The organism is Streptosporangium sp. NPDC002607 (genome assembly GCF_053592655.1).
The window spans coordinates 41,281-57,192 of sequence record NZ_JBSFWD010000031.1; the positions used below are offsets into that span (position 1 = coordinate 41,281).

Genomic DNA, 15,912 nt, shown 5'->3' on the forward strand with positions numbered 1-15,912 from the left:
TCGACCCCCTGACTCCTCCCCTGATGAGCTCTCTCCCCCGAGCCCTCATCTGAGATCGGAAGTGATGCCAGTGACGTCCGAGATCGTCTCCGCACCCGTTCGGGCCTCGCTCGCCCAGCAGGGAATATGGTTCAACGAACGGCTGGGCGGCATCGGGACCGTCTACACGATGCCGTTCTCCGTCACCTTCGACGGCCCCCTCGACGCGGGTGCCCTGGCCGCCGCCTGGGAGGCGCTCGTCGCCCGCCATCCCGTGCTGGCCCGCGCGGTCGAGGAGCGGCAGGGCGTGCCCTACCTGGTACCCGCCGTCCCACCCGAGTTACGCGTGCTGGACACCCCGCGGGAACGGCTCGCGGAACTGGTGCGGGCCGAGATCCTGCGCCCCTTCGACCTGGCCGCCGGACCCCTGGTGCGGACGGTCCTGTACCGGGAGGACGCCGGGCGGGCGACGCTGCTGGTCGTGGCACACCACATCGTCTTCGACGGCGAGTCCACCTCGGTGCTCCTGCGCGACCTCGCCGAGCTCTACCGGGCCGAGGTCACCGGAACCTCCGCGGACCTGCCCGAGCTGCGCCACGAGGAGCCGGGCGCCGGGCGCGTCGAGGCCGGGCTCTCCTTCGCCAGGGAGTTCTGGAACTCGCGGTGGCGCCAACCGGCGGAGGTGACCCTGCCGGGACCGGCGGGGGAGGTGGCCACCATGGTCGAGGGCGCGGTCGAGGGCGCGGTCGAGGGCGCGGCCGTGGAGTTCGCGCTGGCGGACGAGGCGCGGGAGGCACTGGGCCGGCTGTCGGAGGAGATCGGTGCCAGCAGGTTCGAGATCGTGCTCGCCTCGCTGCACGTGCTCCTGTACCGGTACGGCAACGCCGAGCCGACCGTCGCGGTCGATCTGGGCACCCGATCGCCGGAGACCCGCCACCACCTCGGTGCCTTCGTCAACGAGTTGCCCGTCACGGCCAGGCTCCAGCCGGACTGGAGCTTCCGCCGGTTCGTCGCCGACCAGCGGTTCGGCTACGGGCTCCGCTCCGACCTGCGTGGCCTCTACCGGGTCAGGGAGGTGCCGCTGTCGAGGGCGGTCAGCGGCGTACGGCCCGGCGTCTCGCTCGCGCCGGTCTCGCTCGGCTACCGCAGGCGCGAGGCCGCGCCCGCCTTCTTCGGCGTGGACGCCCACGTGGAGTGGGCGCTCTTCAACCACACGGTCCGCGGCGCCATGCGCGTGCACATCGTGGACGGGCAGGACCGGTTCGGCGTCGTCCTCCAGTACAACCCGGAGGCCATGGGCCGCGACGACGCCGAGCGGATCGCCGCCCACTGGCGGACGCTGCTCGCCGCGGCGGCGGCCGAACCGGACGCGCCCCTGGCCGGGCTGCCGCTGCTCGGCGCGGAGGAGACCGAGCAGCTGCTGTCGGGCTGGAACGACACCACAACCGACTACCCCGAGCTCACCCTGCCCGAGCTGGTGGCCGTGCAAGCGGCCCGTACTCCGGACGCCACGGCCGCCGAGTGCGGCACGGACTCGATGACCTACGCGGAGCTCCGCGCGGCTGTGGACCGCCTGGCCGGGCGGCTGCGCGCCGAGGGGGTGGGCCCGGGGACGCTGGTCGCGATCTGCGCGGGGCGCTCGCCGGCGACGCTGGTCGGGCTGCTGGCCGTGGCGCGAGCCGGGGGAGCCTACCTGCCGCTCGACCCCGGACACCCCGAGGAGCGGCTCCGTTTCGTGCTGGAGGACTCCGGCGCCGGGCTGCTCCTGACCGATCTCGCGACACGGGACCGCCTGGCCGGATTCGAGATCCCCACCCTCGTCCTCGAAGACCCGGCCGAGCCGGCCGTCCGCTCCGCTCCGGCCGGCTCGGAAGAGCCGGCGGGTCTCGGCTGGCCGTCGCCGGAGGATCTCGCCTACGTCATCTACACCTCCGGCTCCACCGGGCGTCCGAAGGGCGTGGAGATCCCGCACCGAGCCCTGACCAACCTGCTGCTCGCCATGCGCGACCGGCTCGGCTCCCGCCGGGGGGACGGCTGGCTCGCCCTGACCTCGCTGTCGTTCGACATCTCCGCGCTGGAGCTCTACCTGCCGCTGGTCACCGGCGGCCGGGTCGTCATCGTCCCCGGCGACGCCGTCAGGGACGGGCGCGAACTCGTCAGGATCGCCGGGTGCGGCGTGACCCACGTGCAGGCCACCCCGTCCGGCTGGCGGATGCTGCTCGACTCCGGGCTCGACCTGCCGCATGTGACGGCGCTGGCCGGGGGGGAGGCACTGCCCGCCCCGCTGGCCCGCGAGATCCTGCGCAGGACCGGCCGTCTGATCAACGTCTACGGGCCCACCGAGACGACGATCTGGTCGATGAGCGCGGAGATCACCGAACCCGTCACGGCGGTGCCGATCGGCGAGCCGCTCGCCAACACCCGGGTCCATGTGCTCGACGAACGGCTCGGCCTGCTCCCGATCGGGGTGCCGGGTGAGCTCTGCGTCGCGGGCGACGGCATCGCCGACGGCTACCGGAACCGGCCCGGGCTGACCGCCGAGCGGTTCGCGGACGACCCGTTCGGCCCCGGGCGGCTCTACCGCACCGGCGACCGGGTGCTCAGGCGGGCCGACGGCCTGATCGAGTTCATCGGCCGGCTGGACGACCAGATCAAGCTCCGCGGCCACCGCATCGAGCCGGGTGAGATCGAGGCCCGGCTGCTCGAACACGCTCAGATCCGCCGCGCGGCCGTGCTCGCCGGGGAGGACGGCAAGGGCGAGCGGCGGCTGATCGCCTACCTGGAGGCCGAGGCCGTCCCCGGTGACCTGCGGGAGCACTGCGCGAGGACGCTCCCGCCGTACATGGTCCCGAGCGACTTCGTGTGCCTGTCCCCGCTGCCGCTCACCGCGAACGGCAAGCTCGACCGGGCCGCGCTGCCCGCCCTCGACACGGGAGGAGAGCGGGAGGCGGGAGCGGGCCCGGCGGTGCCGGTCACCTACAGCGGCGTGGCCGCCGAGCTCCACGAGATCTGGTGCGAGGTGCTGGGGGCGGCGGAGGTCGGTCCGGAGGAGGACCTGTTCGAGCTGGGCGGGCACTCGCTCACCATCACCCAGATCGCCTCCCGGGTCCGCCTGCGCCTGGGCGCCGACCTGCCGCTCCACGTCTACTACGACGATCCCACGATCCAGGCGGTCGCCGCCGCGGTCGAGCGCCTGCGCGGGGAGGGTTGAGCACGTGCTGACCCACCTGCGGGACGCCGCCCGCGCCGACGGCGTCCCGCTCTCGCCCGGCCAGGAACGGCTCTGGTTCCTGGATCAGCTCAACCCCGGTGACGCCGCCTACAACGTCTACGTCTCGGAACGGCTGCGCGGACCGCTGGACGACGCGGCGCTGGCCCGCGCGTTCGGTGAGGTCGTGGCCAGGCACGAGGTGCTGCGCACCCGTTACCCGAGCGTGGACGGCCGGCCGGTCCAGGTCGCCGAGGAGTCCGGCCCCGGCCTGGAGCAGGTCGACCTGTCCGGTGAGACCATGCCGGATCCGGTCGTGCGGGCGCGGGAGCTGGTGGCCGAGCTGACCAACCGGGGGTTCGACCTGGCGGCAGGGCCGGTGCTGCGCGCCGCCCTCATCCGGCTGGCCGCCGACGACCACGTGCTCTGCCTCGTCGTCCACCACATCGCGGTGGACGGCTGGTCGCTGGGCGTGCTCCGCGGCGAGCTGACCGCCCTGTACGAGGCGTTCGCCGCGGGGCTGCCCTCGCCGCTCCCGCCGCCCGCACTGCAGTACGCCGAGTACGCCGTGGCCCGCCGCGAGGCCCCCGCCGAGGAGGACCTGAAGTACTGGCGGGCCAAGCTCGCCGATCCGCCGGTTCTCGCGCTGCCCACCGACCGCCCGCGCCCCCGGATCAGGACCGCGCGCGGTGCCTACGTCTCGCGGATCATCCCCGGGCCGCTGGCGGCCGAGGTGGCCAGGCTGGCCAGGAGCGAGCGCTGCACGCTGTTCATGACGCTCACCGCCGCCTTCCAGGCCCTGCTGGCCCGCCACACCGGGCAGGAGGACATCTGCCTGGGCACCCCGGTCGCGGCCAGGGACCGGCCCGAGCTGGAGGGAATGATCGGTTTCGTCGTCAACACGCTCGTGCTGCGGGGCGACCTGTCGGGCGACCCGACCTTCCGCGACCTGCTGCGCCGTACCCGCGCGACCGCGCTGGAGGCGTACCAGCGCCAGGACACGCCCTTCGACGTCCTGGTCAACGAGCTCGGGGTGGACCGGGATCTGTCGCGCACCCCGGTCTTCCAGGCCCAGCTGGTCCTGCACGGCCGGGACCAGGAGGGGCCACCGCTGCCCGGGATCACCACCGAGCTGTTCGAGGGCGGCTTCGCCCTGTCCAAGTTCGACCTCTCCCTGGAGATCGGGCACGACGGCGACGGGCTGCGGGCGCACCTCTCCTACAACGCGGACCTGTTCGAACCCGGCACCGCCGAACGGCTCGCCGCCCACTTCGAGAACCTCCTGCGCTGCGCGACCGGTGCCCCGGACACCCGGCTGTCGGAGCTGGAACTGCTCGGCGAGGACGAGCGCGAGCTCGTCCTGGAACGATGGAACGGCAGGGCGTCACGTCCGGGCGCCGCCGGGGAGGTCACCACCCTGCACGGGCTCGTGGAGCGTGCCGCGGCCCGCTCGCCGGAGGCCGTCGCGGTCGTCTTCGGCGCCACCGAGCTGACCTACGGTGAACTCGACTCCCGAGCCGACCGGCTCGCCCGGGTGCTGCGCGGTCACGGGGTCGGCAGGGACGACCGCGTCGCCGTCTGCCTGGAACACTCGCCCGACCTGGCGGTGGCCGTGCTGGCCGTGCTCAAGGCGGGGGGCGCCTACCTGCCGCTCGACCCGGAGCAGCCCGCGGACCGGCTCGCCCACCTGGTCTCCGACTCGGGGACGACGGTGCTGGTGACCGCTCCGGCGCTGGCGGATCTGCTCCGCGCCCGGGTCACGGTACTGCTCGACGGGGGCGAGGTCGTGGACCCGGGAGACCTCGCGGATCCCCAGGGCCCCGTGGGAGCGGGACCGGACGACCTGGCCTACGTGATCTACACCTCGGGCTCCACCGGCCTGCCCAAGGGGGTCGCCGTGCAGCACAGGCAGGTCCTCAACTACCTCGCCGACGTGCGCGAGCGATTCGAGATCGTGGACGGCGCCCGGTACGCCCTGCTGCAGTCGCTCTCCTTCGACTTCGGAGTCACGATCTTCTACCTGGCCCTGGCCACGGGTGGATGCCTGCACCTCGTCCCGTCGCGGATCTCCGGCCCGGACCTCGCCGACTACGCGGACCGGGTGGGGATCGACTACCTGAAGATCACCCCCTCACACCTGGGAGCGCTCACCGCCGAGGTCGACCCGCGCCGGATCCTGCCCCGCCGCATGCTCATCCTCGGCGGCGAGGGCTCGGCCTGGGAGTGGACCCGCGAGCTGGCCGCCCTCGGCGTCTGCCGCGTGGTCAACCACTACGGCCCCACCGAGGCGACCGTCGGCGCGACCACGTACGAGGTGAGGGCCAAGGACGACGTCCGGGGGCCGATCACCCCGATCGGGCGGCCGCTCGGCCATGTCCGGGCCTACGTCCTGGACGCCGGCCTCGGGCCGGTGCCGATCGGCGTGGTCGGTGAGCTCTGCCTCGGCGGCGACCGGCTGGCACGCGGGTATCTCGGCCGCCCGGACCTGACCGCCGCCGCCTTCGTCCCCGACCCTTACGGCGGGCCGGGGGACAGGCTCTACCGCACCGGCGACCTGGCCCGCCGACTGCCCAGCGGTGACCTGGAGTTCCTGGGCCGCCGCGACCTCCAGGTCAAGATCCGCGGGTACCGGGTCGAGCTGGGCGAGGTCGACGAGGCGCTCCGCGCCCTCCCCGGCGTCGCCCACGCGGTGGTGGACGCCCGCGGGCGGCCCGGGGCACTGGAACTGGTCGCCTACCTGGTCGCGGCGGGGACATCCGGGGAACCCGAGGCCGGCGGCACCGGCCAGGCCCCCGCCGGATCGGGCGTGGCCGAGCTGCGCGGGCGGCTGCGGGCCGTGCTGCCCGACTACATGGTGCCGACCCGCTACGTCTGGCTGGAGCGGCTGCCGCTGAAGTCGCACGGCAAGGTCGACAGGGCCGCGCTTCCCGATCCCGGGGCGGCCGGACCGGATCGGACCGGGGAGTTCGAGCAGCCCTCCGGGAGGGTCGAGGAGGCCGTCGCGGCGGCGTTCGCGCAGGTGCTCGGGGTGGAACGGGTCGGTGCCGGGGACGACTTCTTCGACCTGGGCGGGCACTCGCTGCTCGCCGTGCGGGTGGTCGCCAGGCTCCGCCGGAGCCTGGACGGCATGCGGCCGGTCAGTGTGATGGACCTGTTCGGCCACCCGAGCCCGCGAACGCTGGCCGCCCTCGTCGAGTCGGACGACGGTGGGTCGCGCGGCCTGCTGTACGAGCTGACGCCCAAGATCGCCACACCCGAGCTGTCCCTGGTGTGCGTGCCGTACGGCGGCGGCAGCGCGGTGGTCTACCAGCCGCTCGCCGACGCCCTGCCCGCCGGGTGCGCGCTGCACGCGGTGGCGGTGCCCGGCCACGACCTGGGGCTGGCCGAGGAGCCACGCCCGCTGGCCGAGGTCGCCGCCGAGTGCGTGACCGAGATCCTGGCCAAGGTGTCCGGGCCGCTGGTGCTCTACGGCCACTGCGGGGTGGGCGGTGCGCTGACCGTCGAGATCGCCCGCAGGGTGGAGGCCGCGGGGCGCCCGCTCGAGGCGGTCTACCTCGGCGGGCTGTTCCCGTTCGCCCGGCCCACCCGCGGCGTCCTCGGCCGCTGGGCCCGTCTCACCCGGCTGGAACGGCTGCGCGCCGACCGGGGCCAGGTGAACTGGCTGACCGGAATGGGCGCCGACCTGTCCGGGCTGACCGAGGAGCAGCTGGCGTTCGTCGTGCGCAACATGCGGCACGACTCCCGCGAGGCGGAGGACTACTTCACCCGGCTGGTCGAGGAGGAGGCGGAACCGCTGAGGGCCCCGATCATCTCGGTGGTCGGCGAGCGCGATCCCAGCACCGAGTTCCACCGCGAGCGCTACACCGAGTGGGGGTTCCTGTCGTCCCGTACCGCCCTCGCTGTGCTCGACGAGGGCGGCCACTACTTCCTCAAGTACCGGGCCGGGGAACTGGCCGAGATCGTCACCACGGTCCACCCGGCCCTCGCGGAACCTCCGGTACCGGGGGCGGGGCCGCCGGAGCCCGTCGGCGGCACCTGGCGCCTCGCCGCCAGTTCCGGCACTCCCGGCGTTCCGGACGCTCCGGGTGGCCCAGGCCGCTCCGGCGGGCCGGACGGCCGGGAGGCGCGGCGAAGGAAGGCGCCCGAACCGAGCCTGGCGCGCTTCCTGACGATCGCGGTCGGGCAGCTGGTCACCATCGTGGGTGCCACGCTCACCGAGTTCGCGATCCCCATCTCCACCTACCTGGACGGCGGATCGCTCACCCGGTTCGCCGTGCTCCAGGTGCTCGCGCTGATCCCCGGAATCCTGGTCGCCCCGCTGGCCGGAGCGATCGTGGACCGGTCGAGCAGGCGGGCCGTCATGCTCGGCGGCAACGTCGCGGCGCTCGTCGTACAGCTGATCACCGGCATCCTGGTGTGGAGCGGCGAGCTGGCGGTCTGGCACCTGTACCCGTTGCTCACCGCCCTGTCCGTCGCGCTGACCTTCCAGCGGCTGGCCTATGTCTCGGCCATCCCGCAACTGGTCCCCAAACGCTATCTCGGGCACGCCAACGGGGTGGTCCAGGCGACCACCGGCGTGGCACAGTTCATCGCGCCGCTCGGTGCGGTGGGGCTGCTCGCGCTCACCGGGCTGGGAGGCATCCTGGTGATCGACGTCGCCGGGTACGTCGCGGGTGTGATCGTGCTGCTCTGCGTCGCCTTCCCCGCGACGCTGGCCGGCGAGCGCCACGAGTCCGTCGCGGCGGAGATCGCCGGGGGCTTCCGGCTGCAGGTGAGCCGGCCCGGCTTCCGGGCCATGCTGGTCTTCTTCGCGCTCTTCAACCTGGTGCTCTCCCCGGTGTTCCTGCTCTTCTCGCCGCTGGTGCTCTCCTTCGGGACGCTCGGCGACGCGGGGTTCGTCGCGCTGCTCGGCGGCGCGGGCGCGGTGACCGGCGGCCTGGTCATGAGCGTGTGGGGTGGCCCGGCACGCCGCCGGATGTTCGGCGTGCTCATGGGGACGCTGGCGCTGGCGGCCTGCTGTCTGGTTACCGGCGCGCACGAGTCGCTGCTGTTCGTCGGGGCCGGTGCGTTCGGGGTGTCCTGCTCGCTCGCGCTCGTCAACGGCGTCTACGCCACCATCGTCCAGGTCAAGGTGCCCCAGCGGTTCCACGGCCGGGTCTTCGCGCTCAACCAGATGGTCGCGCTGTCGACGATCCCGCTCGGCGTGGCCCTGATCGCGCCGTTCGGCGAGCGCCTGCTGGAGCCGATGTTCCAGCCGGGCGGCCTGCTGGCCGATACGGCGGGCGCGGTCATCGGGGTGGGGCCGGGCCGCGGCATCGCGTTCATGTACATCGTGTGCGGCCTGCTGGTCGCGCTGATCGCGGTCGGCGCGCTGCGCAGCCGGGCGCTGTCCCGTTTCGACGACGAGGTGCCGGACGCCGTGGCCGACGACCTCGTCGGTATCGAGGCCCTGAGCCGAAGGACCGGGCCGGACGGAAGAACAACGAGAAAGGAGCCGGTCCAGTGTCCCTGACCGTCCCCGCAGTCCACGTCAACTGGACCGGCCCGTACCGGGCCGGCCTCCGCCGCCACCGGGACCGGGCGCTGGAGAACGGTCCCTACGGCCTGCCGGTCGAGGAGATCCTCACCTGCGTGCACAGCGTCCACGCCTGGCGCTCCTTCCACGGAGGCGTCGAGCTGGTGACCGACGAACTGGGAGCCTCCTACGCCGCCGCGCAGGGGCTCGACGCGCTCTACGACCGGGTCGACACCCGCCTGGACGAGCTGGACGCCCTCGACGTCGACCCGCTCCTGTACTTCGCGGCGGGCAAGAGTCATGCGGCCCTGTCGCGGACCGCGCCGTTCGCCGTGGTCGACACCGACCTCTACCTGCGCCGCCCCATCGACCACCTGGAGCGCGGCGGGTTCGTCTTCGCGCACTGGGAGTCGGTCGGCAACTCCGTCTACCCGCCGATCGAGGAGATCCCCAATCCCGCGGGCCTGGACCTGTCCCGCTGGACGTTCGACACCCCGGCCGCGAACATGGCCGTCTCGGTCTTTCTCGACGACCGGCACCGCGCCGAGTACGCCGAGGCGGCGATGGCGTTCATGACCGGCAACGCGGGCCCTTCGAGCACCGCCCCGATCGTCCGCCAGACCTTCGCCGAGCAGCGCATCGCCCCCGCGGTCGCCCGCTCCCTCGGCGTGGACCCGCGCCCGGTCACCGAGCGCTTCTGGATCGTGGAGACCGAGGAGTGGGACGGGCCCTCCTACGCCGACCGGTTCCACCACACCTGGAACCAGAAGCGCCAGCTGCGCCAGTTCCCCGAGCTGCGCCCGGCCTACTGGCGCTACCTGCTGGAGGACCTGCTCTGGAACCACCCTTCCGCCGCCGACCTGCTCTTGTCGGTGCCCGCGCTCGAAGAGTGCGCCGACCTCATCCGGGCCGTCCGGCGCGACCTGGCCGCACACGGCCCCAGCATCCTCGGCTGGAGGAGGCCGTGACCCCGTACCGAGACCGAACCCGGCTGGAGGAAAAGGTGACCGCGCAGAGCACCGAGACGGAGCTGGGCGCCCTGTGGCGTCAGGTGCTCCGTGTCCCCGAGGTCGCCCCGGGCGACAACTTCTTCGAGCTGGGCGGCGACTCCTTCAGGGCCGCCCAGCTGGCCTCCCTGATCGGCGACCGCCTGGGCGTGCCCGTCACCCCGGCCCTGGCCTTCGACCGGCCCGAGCTGGGGGGACAGGCCCGCTGGATCGACGACGCCCGCGCCTCGGCCGCCCCGGCCGCCGCCGCTCCGGCGACGGGCGGGGGAGCGGTGCTCAGCACCCAGCAGGAGGAGTTCCTGCACTGGATGTTCGAGGGCGAGCCGGTCCGCGACATAGGATCCTGCGCCACCGCGATCCGTATCCGGGACGCCCTCGACGTGTCGCTCCTCACCCGGGCGCTGGAGGCGGTGATCGCCCGGCACGAGCCGCTGCGCACCGTCGTCACCGCGTCGGGGCGGGTCCTGGTCGCGGACGAGCTGCCTCCCGAGGTCGCCGAGGTCGTGGCCTCCGGTGACACGCCGCCGGAGCGCGAGCGCGACGCCGAGCGGATCGTCTGGCACGAGCGCATGCGCCTGGACAGCGTGCTGCGCGGCCCGCTCGTCCGGGCGCTGGTGGTGCGCGTCGACGAGGACGACCACGTGCTGGTCCTCGCCGTGCACCACTTCGCCTTCGACGGGTTCTCGCTGGGCGTCATGCTCAGGGAACTGGGCATCGTCTACTCGGCGTTGCGCACCGGCCACCCCAGCCCGCTGCGCCCGCTGCCCATGACCTACGCCGACTACTGCGCCTTCGCCCGAGAGCAGTGGCCGCGCAACCGGGCCTACTGGGACCGGGTCCTGGAGGGCGCCCCCCGCGACCTCACGCCGTTCCCCGGCCGCCGGGACACCACCCTGTTCTCCCGGCGCAGGCACGCCTTCGAGATCGACGCGGGGCTGGCCCGCGGGTTGCGGGAGGCCGCCCAGGCGCGGGGCGCGACCACGTTCATGGCGGTGGCGGCGTGCTGGACCTGGCTGCTCCACCAGTGGACGGGGATGACGGATCTGGTGGTGATGTCACCCGTGCCGGGCCGCACCGCGCCCGAGCACGAGGCACTGATCGGCTGCCTGGTGCAGTCGCTCGTCCTGCGCTTCGACGCCTCGGGAGAGCCCGCCTACTCCGAGCTGCTCGACCGGGTCAGGGAGGTGTCGGTGGGGGCGGTGACGCACCAGTTCCACTCCTACCTGGAGACCAGGCTGCGGGTGCCGTTCCCCTCGCGGATCCACTACGAGAGCTTCGGCGCCCCGCACTTCCCCGGCCTGATGTCGGAGGCGTTTCCCTTCCCGCGCGAACAGGAGGGGCTCGACTGGGCGGCGAACCCGGGCGAACTCGACCTCAGCGCTCCCGAGCTGATCGTCGAGGAGCAGCGGGACGGTTCCATGCTCGCCGCCGTGGTCTACAACCACTACGGGTACGCCCCCGAGACGGCCGCCGAGCTCGCCGGGGCCTTCCAGCGCTACGCCCGCATCGCGGTCGAGCACCCGGACAGGCCCCTCCCCGGGCTGGACGCGGGCTAGGGGTGTTGCCCCGGCGGGTCGGTGACACGCCGGGGCGCTGCCTGATCACCGGGAAGGCCTCCGGGGGTGGCGGCGGCAGCCGTCTTCGTCGTCCGCCCGGCCGCGCACGGTGGCGGCTCCCGTCGGCGGCTGGAGCCGCCACGGGGCCCGCGGGTGAAGCGGAGGTAACGGCTGGCTGTGGGTCCGTCCTTGCGGATCGCTGACCAAACCCCGGGTGTGCGAAGATCTGCGCCTGACACACCTGTGGTGACGGCGATGGAGCGTACCAGAATGAAATCGACGAGACGGTGGGCCACTCCGGTGGCAGGGGCTTTCCTGGCGGGAGGCATACTCGTCGCACTACCCGAGGCCACCGTGGCGGCGGCGGGCACCGTGTACTACGTCGATTCCAGGGCGGGGGACGACGCCGCGGCGGGCACCTCGGCCGCGGCACCCTGGCGCAGCCTGGACAACGTCAACGCCGCCACCCTGCGTCCCGGTGACATCGTGCGTCTCAAGCGCGGCAGCGGCTGGCCGGGGGCGCTGAGGTTGTCCGGCCGGGGCACCGCCGCCGGCCCCATCCTGGTCGAGCCGTACGGCAAGGGTGCGGCCCCGAAGATCAGCGGCAGGGGCGAGGACTGCGTGGTGATCTCGGGCTCCTACGTGCGGGTGGTGGGGGTGCGGGCCAGCAACTGCCGGTGGGCCGGCTTCGAGGTCGGCGGCAGCCGCAACGAGCTCGACCGGATCATCGCCGACCGTAACGTCACCGGGGTCCAGTTCTTCGGCGCGTACAACGTGGTCAGGAACAGCGTCCTGAGCGACAACAACCGCATGAGCGTCAACGACGAGGGCGGTGACAACGACTCCGGAGCCTTCGGCGTGCTGCTCAACGGCGACGATAACCTCGTCACCGGGAATCTGATCACCGGCAGCTACGCGAGCAGCAAGGACTACGGCACCGACGGCGCCGCGGTCGAGGTGTTCAACGGTGACCGCAACCGGATCACCCACAACGTGGCCAGGGAGAACAAGACCTTCGTCGAGCTGGGCGCGCAGAAGGGCAAGACCGCCGAGGGCAACATCTTCGCCCACAACGTGGTGACCGCCTCGCGCAAGAGCACCTCCTTCCTCGTCACGCGCGGCGCCCGCCACGCGGTCGGGCCGGTGAAGGGCACCATCGCGGTGCACAACTCGGTCTACCTGTCCGCCCGCAGCACCCTCGGCTGGGCCTGCCACGACGGTTGCTCGCCGAACATCCTGAAGCTGCGCAACAACATCATCGTGGTCGGCGGGCAGGTGGGCTTCGAGGACGGCAAGGGAGCCGATGAGGACGCCGGTGTCTACAAGGGCCGTTCCCTCAAGTTCAAGCTCGGCCCCAGGTCGATCGTGGCCGATCCCCGTTTCAGAAGCCGGAAGGACCTGCGCCTGAGCCCCGGCTCCCCGGCGCTCGGCCGTGGTGTCAAGCTCGACCCCGCCTGGTACGGGGGCGCGAGCCTGGCCCGGGACCTTTCCGGCGCCGCACTGCCCGTAGCCCCAGCCGCCGGAGCATATCAATCCTGATTTTTACCTGTTTTAGGTCTTAGTCTGGACATCTCTCCGGAACCTTCGTGAAACCTGGCTAGGACAGTCTGGTGCGCAGAGCGAGGTGATCGGTGATGATGTTGCGGCTCCGTGTTTCCTTCCCCGACAGGCCGGGTGCTCTGGGCCAGGCGGCCCGGGTGCTCGGCACGCTGGGCGCGGACATCCTCCAGGTGACGGTCCTGGAACGTGAGGTCGGCCGGGCGGTGGACGACTTCACGGTCTCCTGGCCCGGCAGCGTGGACGCCGAGACGGTCAGGGACCGTCTCTCCGGCGTCCCCGGGATGAGGGTGGAGGGCGTCTGGCCCACCCGTGAGATCCCCGGCGCGGCACCGGACTACGACCTGCTCAAGTACGTCGCCGCCGATCCGGGCAGGGCGCTGGCCACCCTCGTGGACGCCATGCCGGATCTGGTGAGCGCCGAGTGGGCGGTGACCATGTCCTCGGAGAGCGGAGAGTTCGTCCACCGCAGCTGGCAGGCGCCGGCCGGCCTCGACGGGACGGGCGGTCTCGCCGGTGTCAAGAGGGCGGACCTCGCCCCGCTGCGACCGGCCGTCCTCGGAACGGGCGATCACCAGCTGATGAGCATTCCGGTGCCGGAGATGAGCCTGCACCTGGTCCTCGCCCGCACCGACGGCCCGCCCTTCCACCGTGTCGAGCTGGACCGTGCCATCCGCGTCCTGGAGATCGTCTCCATCATGGGGCGTGCCTCCCGGGCCTGAGTGTTTCCGATATGTCGGCTATTGGGTAGAAAGCGAGAAGTGGTGTGCTGCCACTTCCCGCGACCGTGCCTTGCCGCCCGTCGCGACCGGCTCCGTCGGGGCCGTCCGGCCACGGCCTGGCAGGCGGGTAACCACCGCGCACGTCCGCGTCAGCTCTCCCCCCGATAGACAGCGCAGGTCATATCGGTACCGGGCCCTCGCGGGTCCGCGAGGAGGGCAGCCTGATGCCTAACCGCCACCACACCGTGGCCATGAGCCTGCTGGGGCTCTGCCTGGGAACGAGCACGGCCTGCGGGAGCGGGGGCTGGACCGCCGGGGTAGGGGTTCCCGCCGACCTCGTGCGAAACTCCAGCCCCGGGCAGAGCGCCGGACCCACCACGAGCCCCGGCTCCGCGACCCCCACTCCCGGACGGAGCACCGGTGCGGCACCCGTTCCCAAAGGTTTCAAACCGATCGGCGGTCCCGCCAACGGCGTCAGCGTCGCGGTCCCGAAGGAGTGGGTCACGATCGACCTGACCAAGGATGATCTCAACAAGGGGCTGAAGAGCAGCGGGCTGTCCGGCCCCACTCTGGAGCAGGCCAAGAAGAGCTTGCAGACCCTGGTCGACAACAAGGGAATCTGGGCGGCGGACCCCGAGTCGGCCAAGACCTCCCCGAACGGGTTCCCGACCAACCTCAACGGCTTCTGCCAGGCCGGGCGGCAGATCTCGACGGAACAGCTGATCAAGGAGACCAGATCCCAGTTGGAGCAGCTCAAGGCCAAGGTCGTCGCGGCGGGGAAGGTGACGATCGGCTCCAGGGAGGCGGCACGGATCGTCTACACCTTCCCGACCAACGGCGTCGACGTCAAGGGCGCCCAGTACTACGTGCCGACCGAGAACAAGACCTGCATCGTCACGCTCAGCACCGACGCCGACGGCAAGCAGGAACTGTTCGACCGGATCGCTCAGACGATCCGGCCGGTCTGACGGCCGCCCCGGACCCTCAGCAGCGGCCGCCACAGCGTTGCCGGGCCCACGGTCGCCCTTCCGGCGGCGCTCCGGATCAGCGCTGCGGAGGGTCGATGCGGGTGCCGTCCATGGTGAAGAGCATCAGGCGGGTGACGTCGACCCCCACCCTGGCGGACTCGCCGGCCCGCCAGACCGGGCGGGAGCCGAGGCGGACGATGAGGTCGGCGCGGCGGTGGTGGCCGCTGACCTGCTCCTGCTCCTGCTGCGGCTCGGCGTCCCCGTCGAAGAGGTTGCCGGGGATCAGGCGGCGCAGGACCGACCGGACACGGCTGCCGGCGAGGGGGGAGGCGCCCAGGCCGTTCGTCCCGCGGCGGGGGTCCGGCGGCTCGGGCACGGCCACGGAGGTCAGGCCACTCTCGACGTAGGCGAGCCATTCGTGGCCGTGGTACTCCAGGGCGCGGACGCGGCCGAGGAAGGTCGGACCCTCGAAGGTGTCGGGAACCGGGGCCAGGCAGTCGGGGCGCAGGCCGACGATGATCTGGTGGCCGACGTGCTGGGAGATGACGTACGCCCTGGGATCGGTCCAGGGGATCATGATCTGGTGCGGGCCGAAGTCCAGCAGGATGAACTGGTTCTGCGGGGTGCGGACGGTGGCCGCGAGCAGGTTGAGCTGCTGGGAACTGAGGAAGGCCGCGGTGAAGGCGGTCGCGGGGTCGTTGTACACCTGGCCGGGGGTGCCGACGTCCTGCAGGACGCCGCGGTTCATGATGGCGATCCGGTCGGCCAGGGTCAGCGCCTCGACCTGGTCGTGCGTCACGTAGATGGTGGTCACCCCGAGGGAACGGACCAGCGACGAGATCTCCATCCGGAGCTCGGTGCGCATGCCCGCGTCCAGGTTGGAGAGCGGCTCGTCCATCAGGAAGAGCGAGGGCTGGCGGACGATCGCGCGGCCCATCGCGACGCGCTGGCGCTGGCCGCCGGAGAGCGTTCCAGGGCGCCGCTCCAGGGTCTCGTCGATGTGCAGCGCCTTGGACAACTCCGTCACGCGTTCCCTGACCATCACGGGGTCGGCCTTGGCGATCTCCAGCGGGAAGGCGATGTTGCCGCGCACGGTCCGGTGCGGGTAGAGCGCGCCGTTCTGGAAGACCATCGCCACGTCACGGTCGCGGGGAGCGAGATCGTTGGCGAGCGTACCGCCCAGCCACAGGTCCCCTTCGGTGACCTCCTCCAAGCCCGCGATCATCCGCAGCAACGTGGACTTGCCGCAACCGGAGGGCCCTAGCAGAACGAGCAGCTCCCCGTTTTCCGCGCGCAGGCTCATGCGGTCGACCGCAAGGTAACCACCCGGGTATACCTTGCTCACATTGTCGAGGACGACGGTACTCATGCTCGCTCGTTCCTCCCGGGCGCGCCCGCCC

General features: G+C 72.3%; 8 protein-coding genes. 7 read left to right on the forward strand and 1 reads right to left on the reverse strand.

Going from position 1 to position 15,912, the window contains the following annotated elements; translation table 11 throughout:
- The first annotated feature begins 64 nt into the window (after window positions 1-64).
- The 7 genes from ACWD3H_RS30005 to ACWD3H_RS30035 all read left to right on the forward strand — a co-directional run bounded on the left by ACWD3H_RS30005 (window position 65) and on the right by ACWD3H_RS30035 (window position 14,512).
- Window positions 65-3,190 carry a non-ribosomal peptide synthetase gene (locus ACWD3H_RS30005; protein ID WP_451957384.1) on the forward strand — a complete coding sequence of 1,042 codons (3,126 nt, stop codon included), beginning with the start codon at window positions 65-67 and terminating at the stop codon, window positions 3,188-3,190.
- 4 nt (window positions 3,191-3,194) lie between these two features.
- Window positions 3,195-8,699: an amino acid adenylation domain-containing protein gene (locus ACWD3H_RS30010; RefSeq protein WP_451957385.1), complete on the forward strand. Its 5,505-nt coding sequence runs from the start codon at window positions 3,195-3,197 to the stop codon at window positions 8,697-8,699.
- Window positions 8,690-9,670 (forward strand): hypothetical protein, encoded by a 981-nt coding sequence (locus ACWD3H_RS30015; protein WP_451957386.1) that lies wholly within the window; start codon window positions 8,690-8,692, stop codon window positions 9,668-9,670. Before ACWD3H_RS30010 ends, ACWD3H_RS30015 begins: the two co-directional genes overlap by 10 nt.
- Complete coding sequence (locus ACWD3H_RS30020; RefSeq protein WP_451957387.1) at window positions 9,667-11,265, forward strand: condensation domain-containing protein; 1,599 nt, start codon at window positions 9,667-9,669, stop codon at window positions 11,263-11,265. The genes ACWD3H_RS30015 and ACWD3H_RS30020 overlap by 4 nt, the downstream gene beginning before the upstream one ends.
- Window positions 11,266-11,535: 270 nt before the next feature.
- Complete coding sequence (locus ACWD3H_RS30025; protein WP_451957388.1) at window positions 11,536-12,804, forward strand: hypothetical protein; 1,269 nt, start codon at window positions 11,536-11,538, stop codon at window positions 12,802-12,804.
- Between the two features lie 95 nt (window positions 12,805-12,899).
- Window positions 12,900-13,544, forward strand: a complete 645-nt coding sequence (locus ACWD3H_RS30030) for an ACT domain-containing protein (RefSeq protein WP_355565326.1) — start codon at window positions 12,900-12,902, stop codon at window positions 13,542-13,544.
- A 224-nt stretch (window positions 13,545-13,768) separates the two neighbouring features.
- Window positions 13,769-14,512 (forward strand): hypothetical protein, encoded by a 744-nt coding sequence (locus ACWD3H_RS30035; protein ID WP_451957389.1) that lies wholly within the window; start codon window positions 13,769-13,771, stop codon window positions 14,510-14,512.
- Between the two features lie 76 nt (window positions 14,513-14,588).
- Here the strand turns inward: ACWD3H_RS30035 and ACWD3H_RS30040 are convergent, their stop codons facing one another.
- Window positions 14,589-15,881 carry an ABC transporter ATP-binding protein gene (locus ACWD3H_RS30040; RefSeq protein WP_355624802.1) on the reverse strand — a complete coding sequence of 431 codons (1,293 nt, stop codon included), beginning with the start codon at window positions 15,879-15,881 and terminating at the stop codon, window positions 14,589-14,591.
- Between the last annotated feature and the right edge of the window lie 31 nt (window positions 15,882-15,912).

Bases quoted from the DNA above. Each gene is read 5' to 3' on its own strand.
- ACWD3H_RS30030 (WP_355565326.1), top strand. From the start codon at position 12,900: ATGATGTTGCGGCTCCGTGTTTCCTTCCCCGACAGGCCGGGTGCTCTG.
- ACWD3H_RS30025 (WP_451957388.1), top strand. From the start codon at position 11,536: ATGAAATCGACGAGACGGTGGGCCACTCCGGTGGCAGGGGCTTTCCTG.
- ACWD3H_RS30035 (WP_451957389.1), top strand. From the start codon at position 13,769: ATGCCTAACCGCCACCACACCGTGGCCATGAGCCTGCTGGGGCTCTGC.
- ACWD3H_RS30005 (WP_451957384.1), top strand. From the start codon at position 65: ATGCCAGTGACGTCCGAGATCGTCTCCGCACCCGTTCGGGCCTCGCTC.
- ACWD3H_RS30040 (WP_355624802.1), bottom strand. From the start codon at position 15,881: ATGAGTACCGTCGTCCTCGACAATGTGAGCAAGGTATACCCGGGTGGT.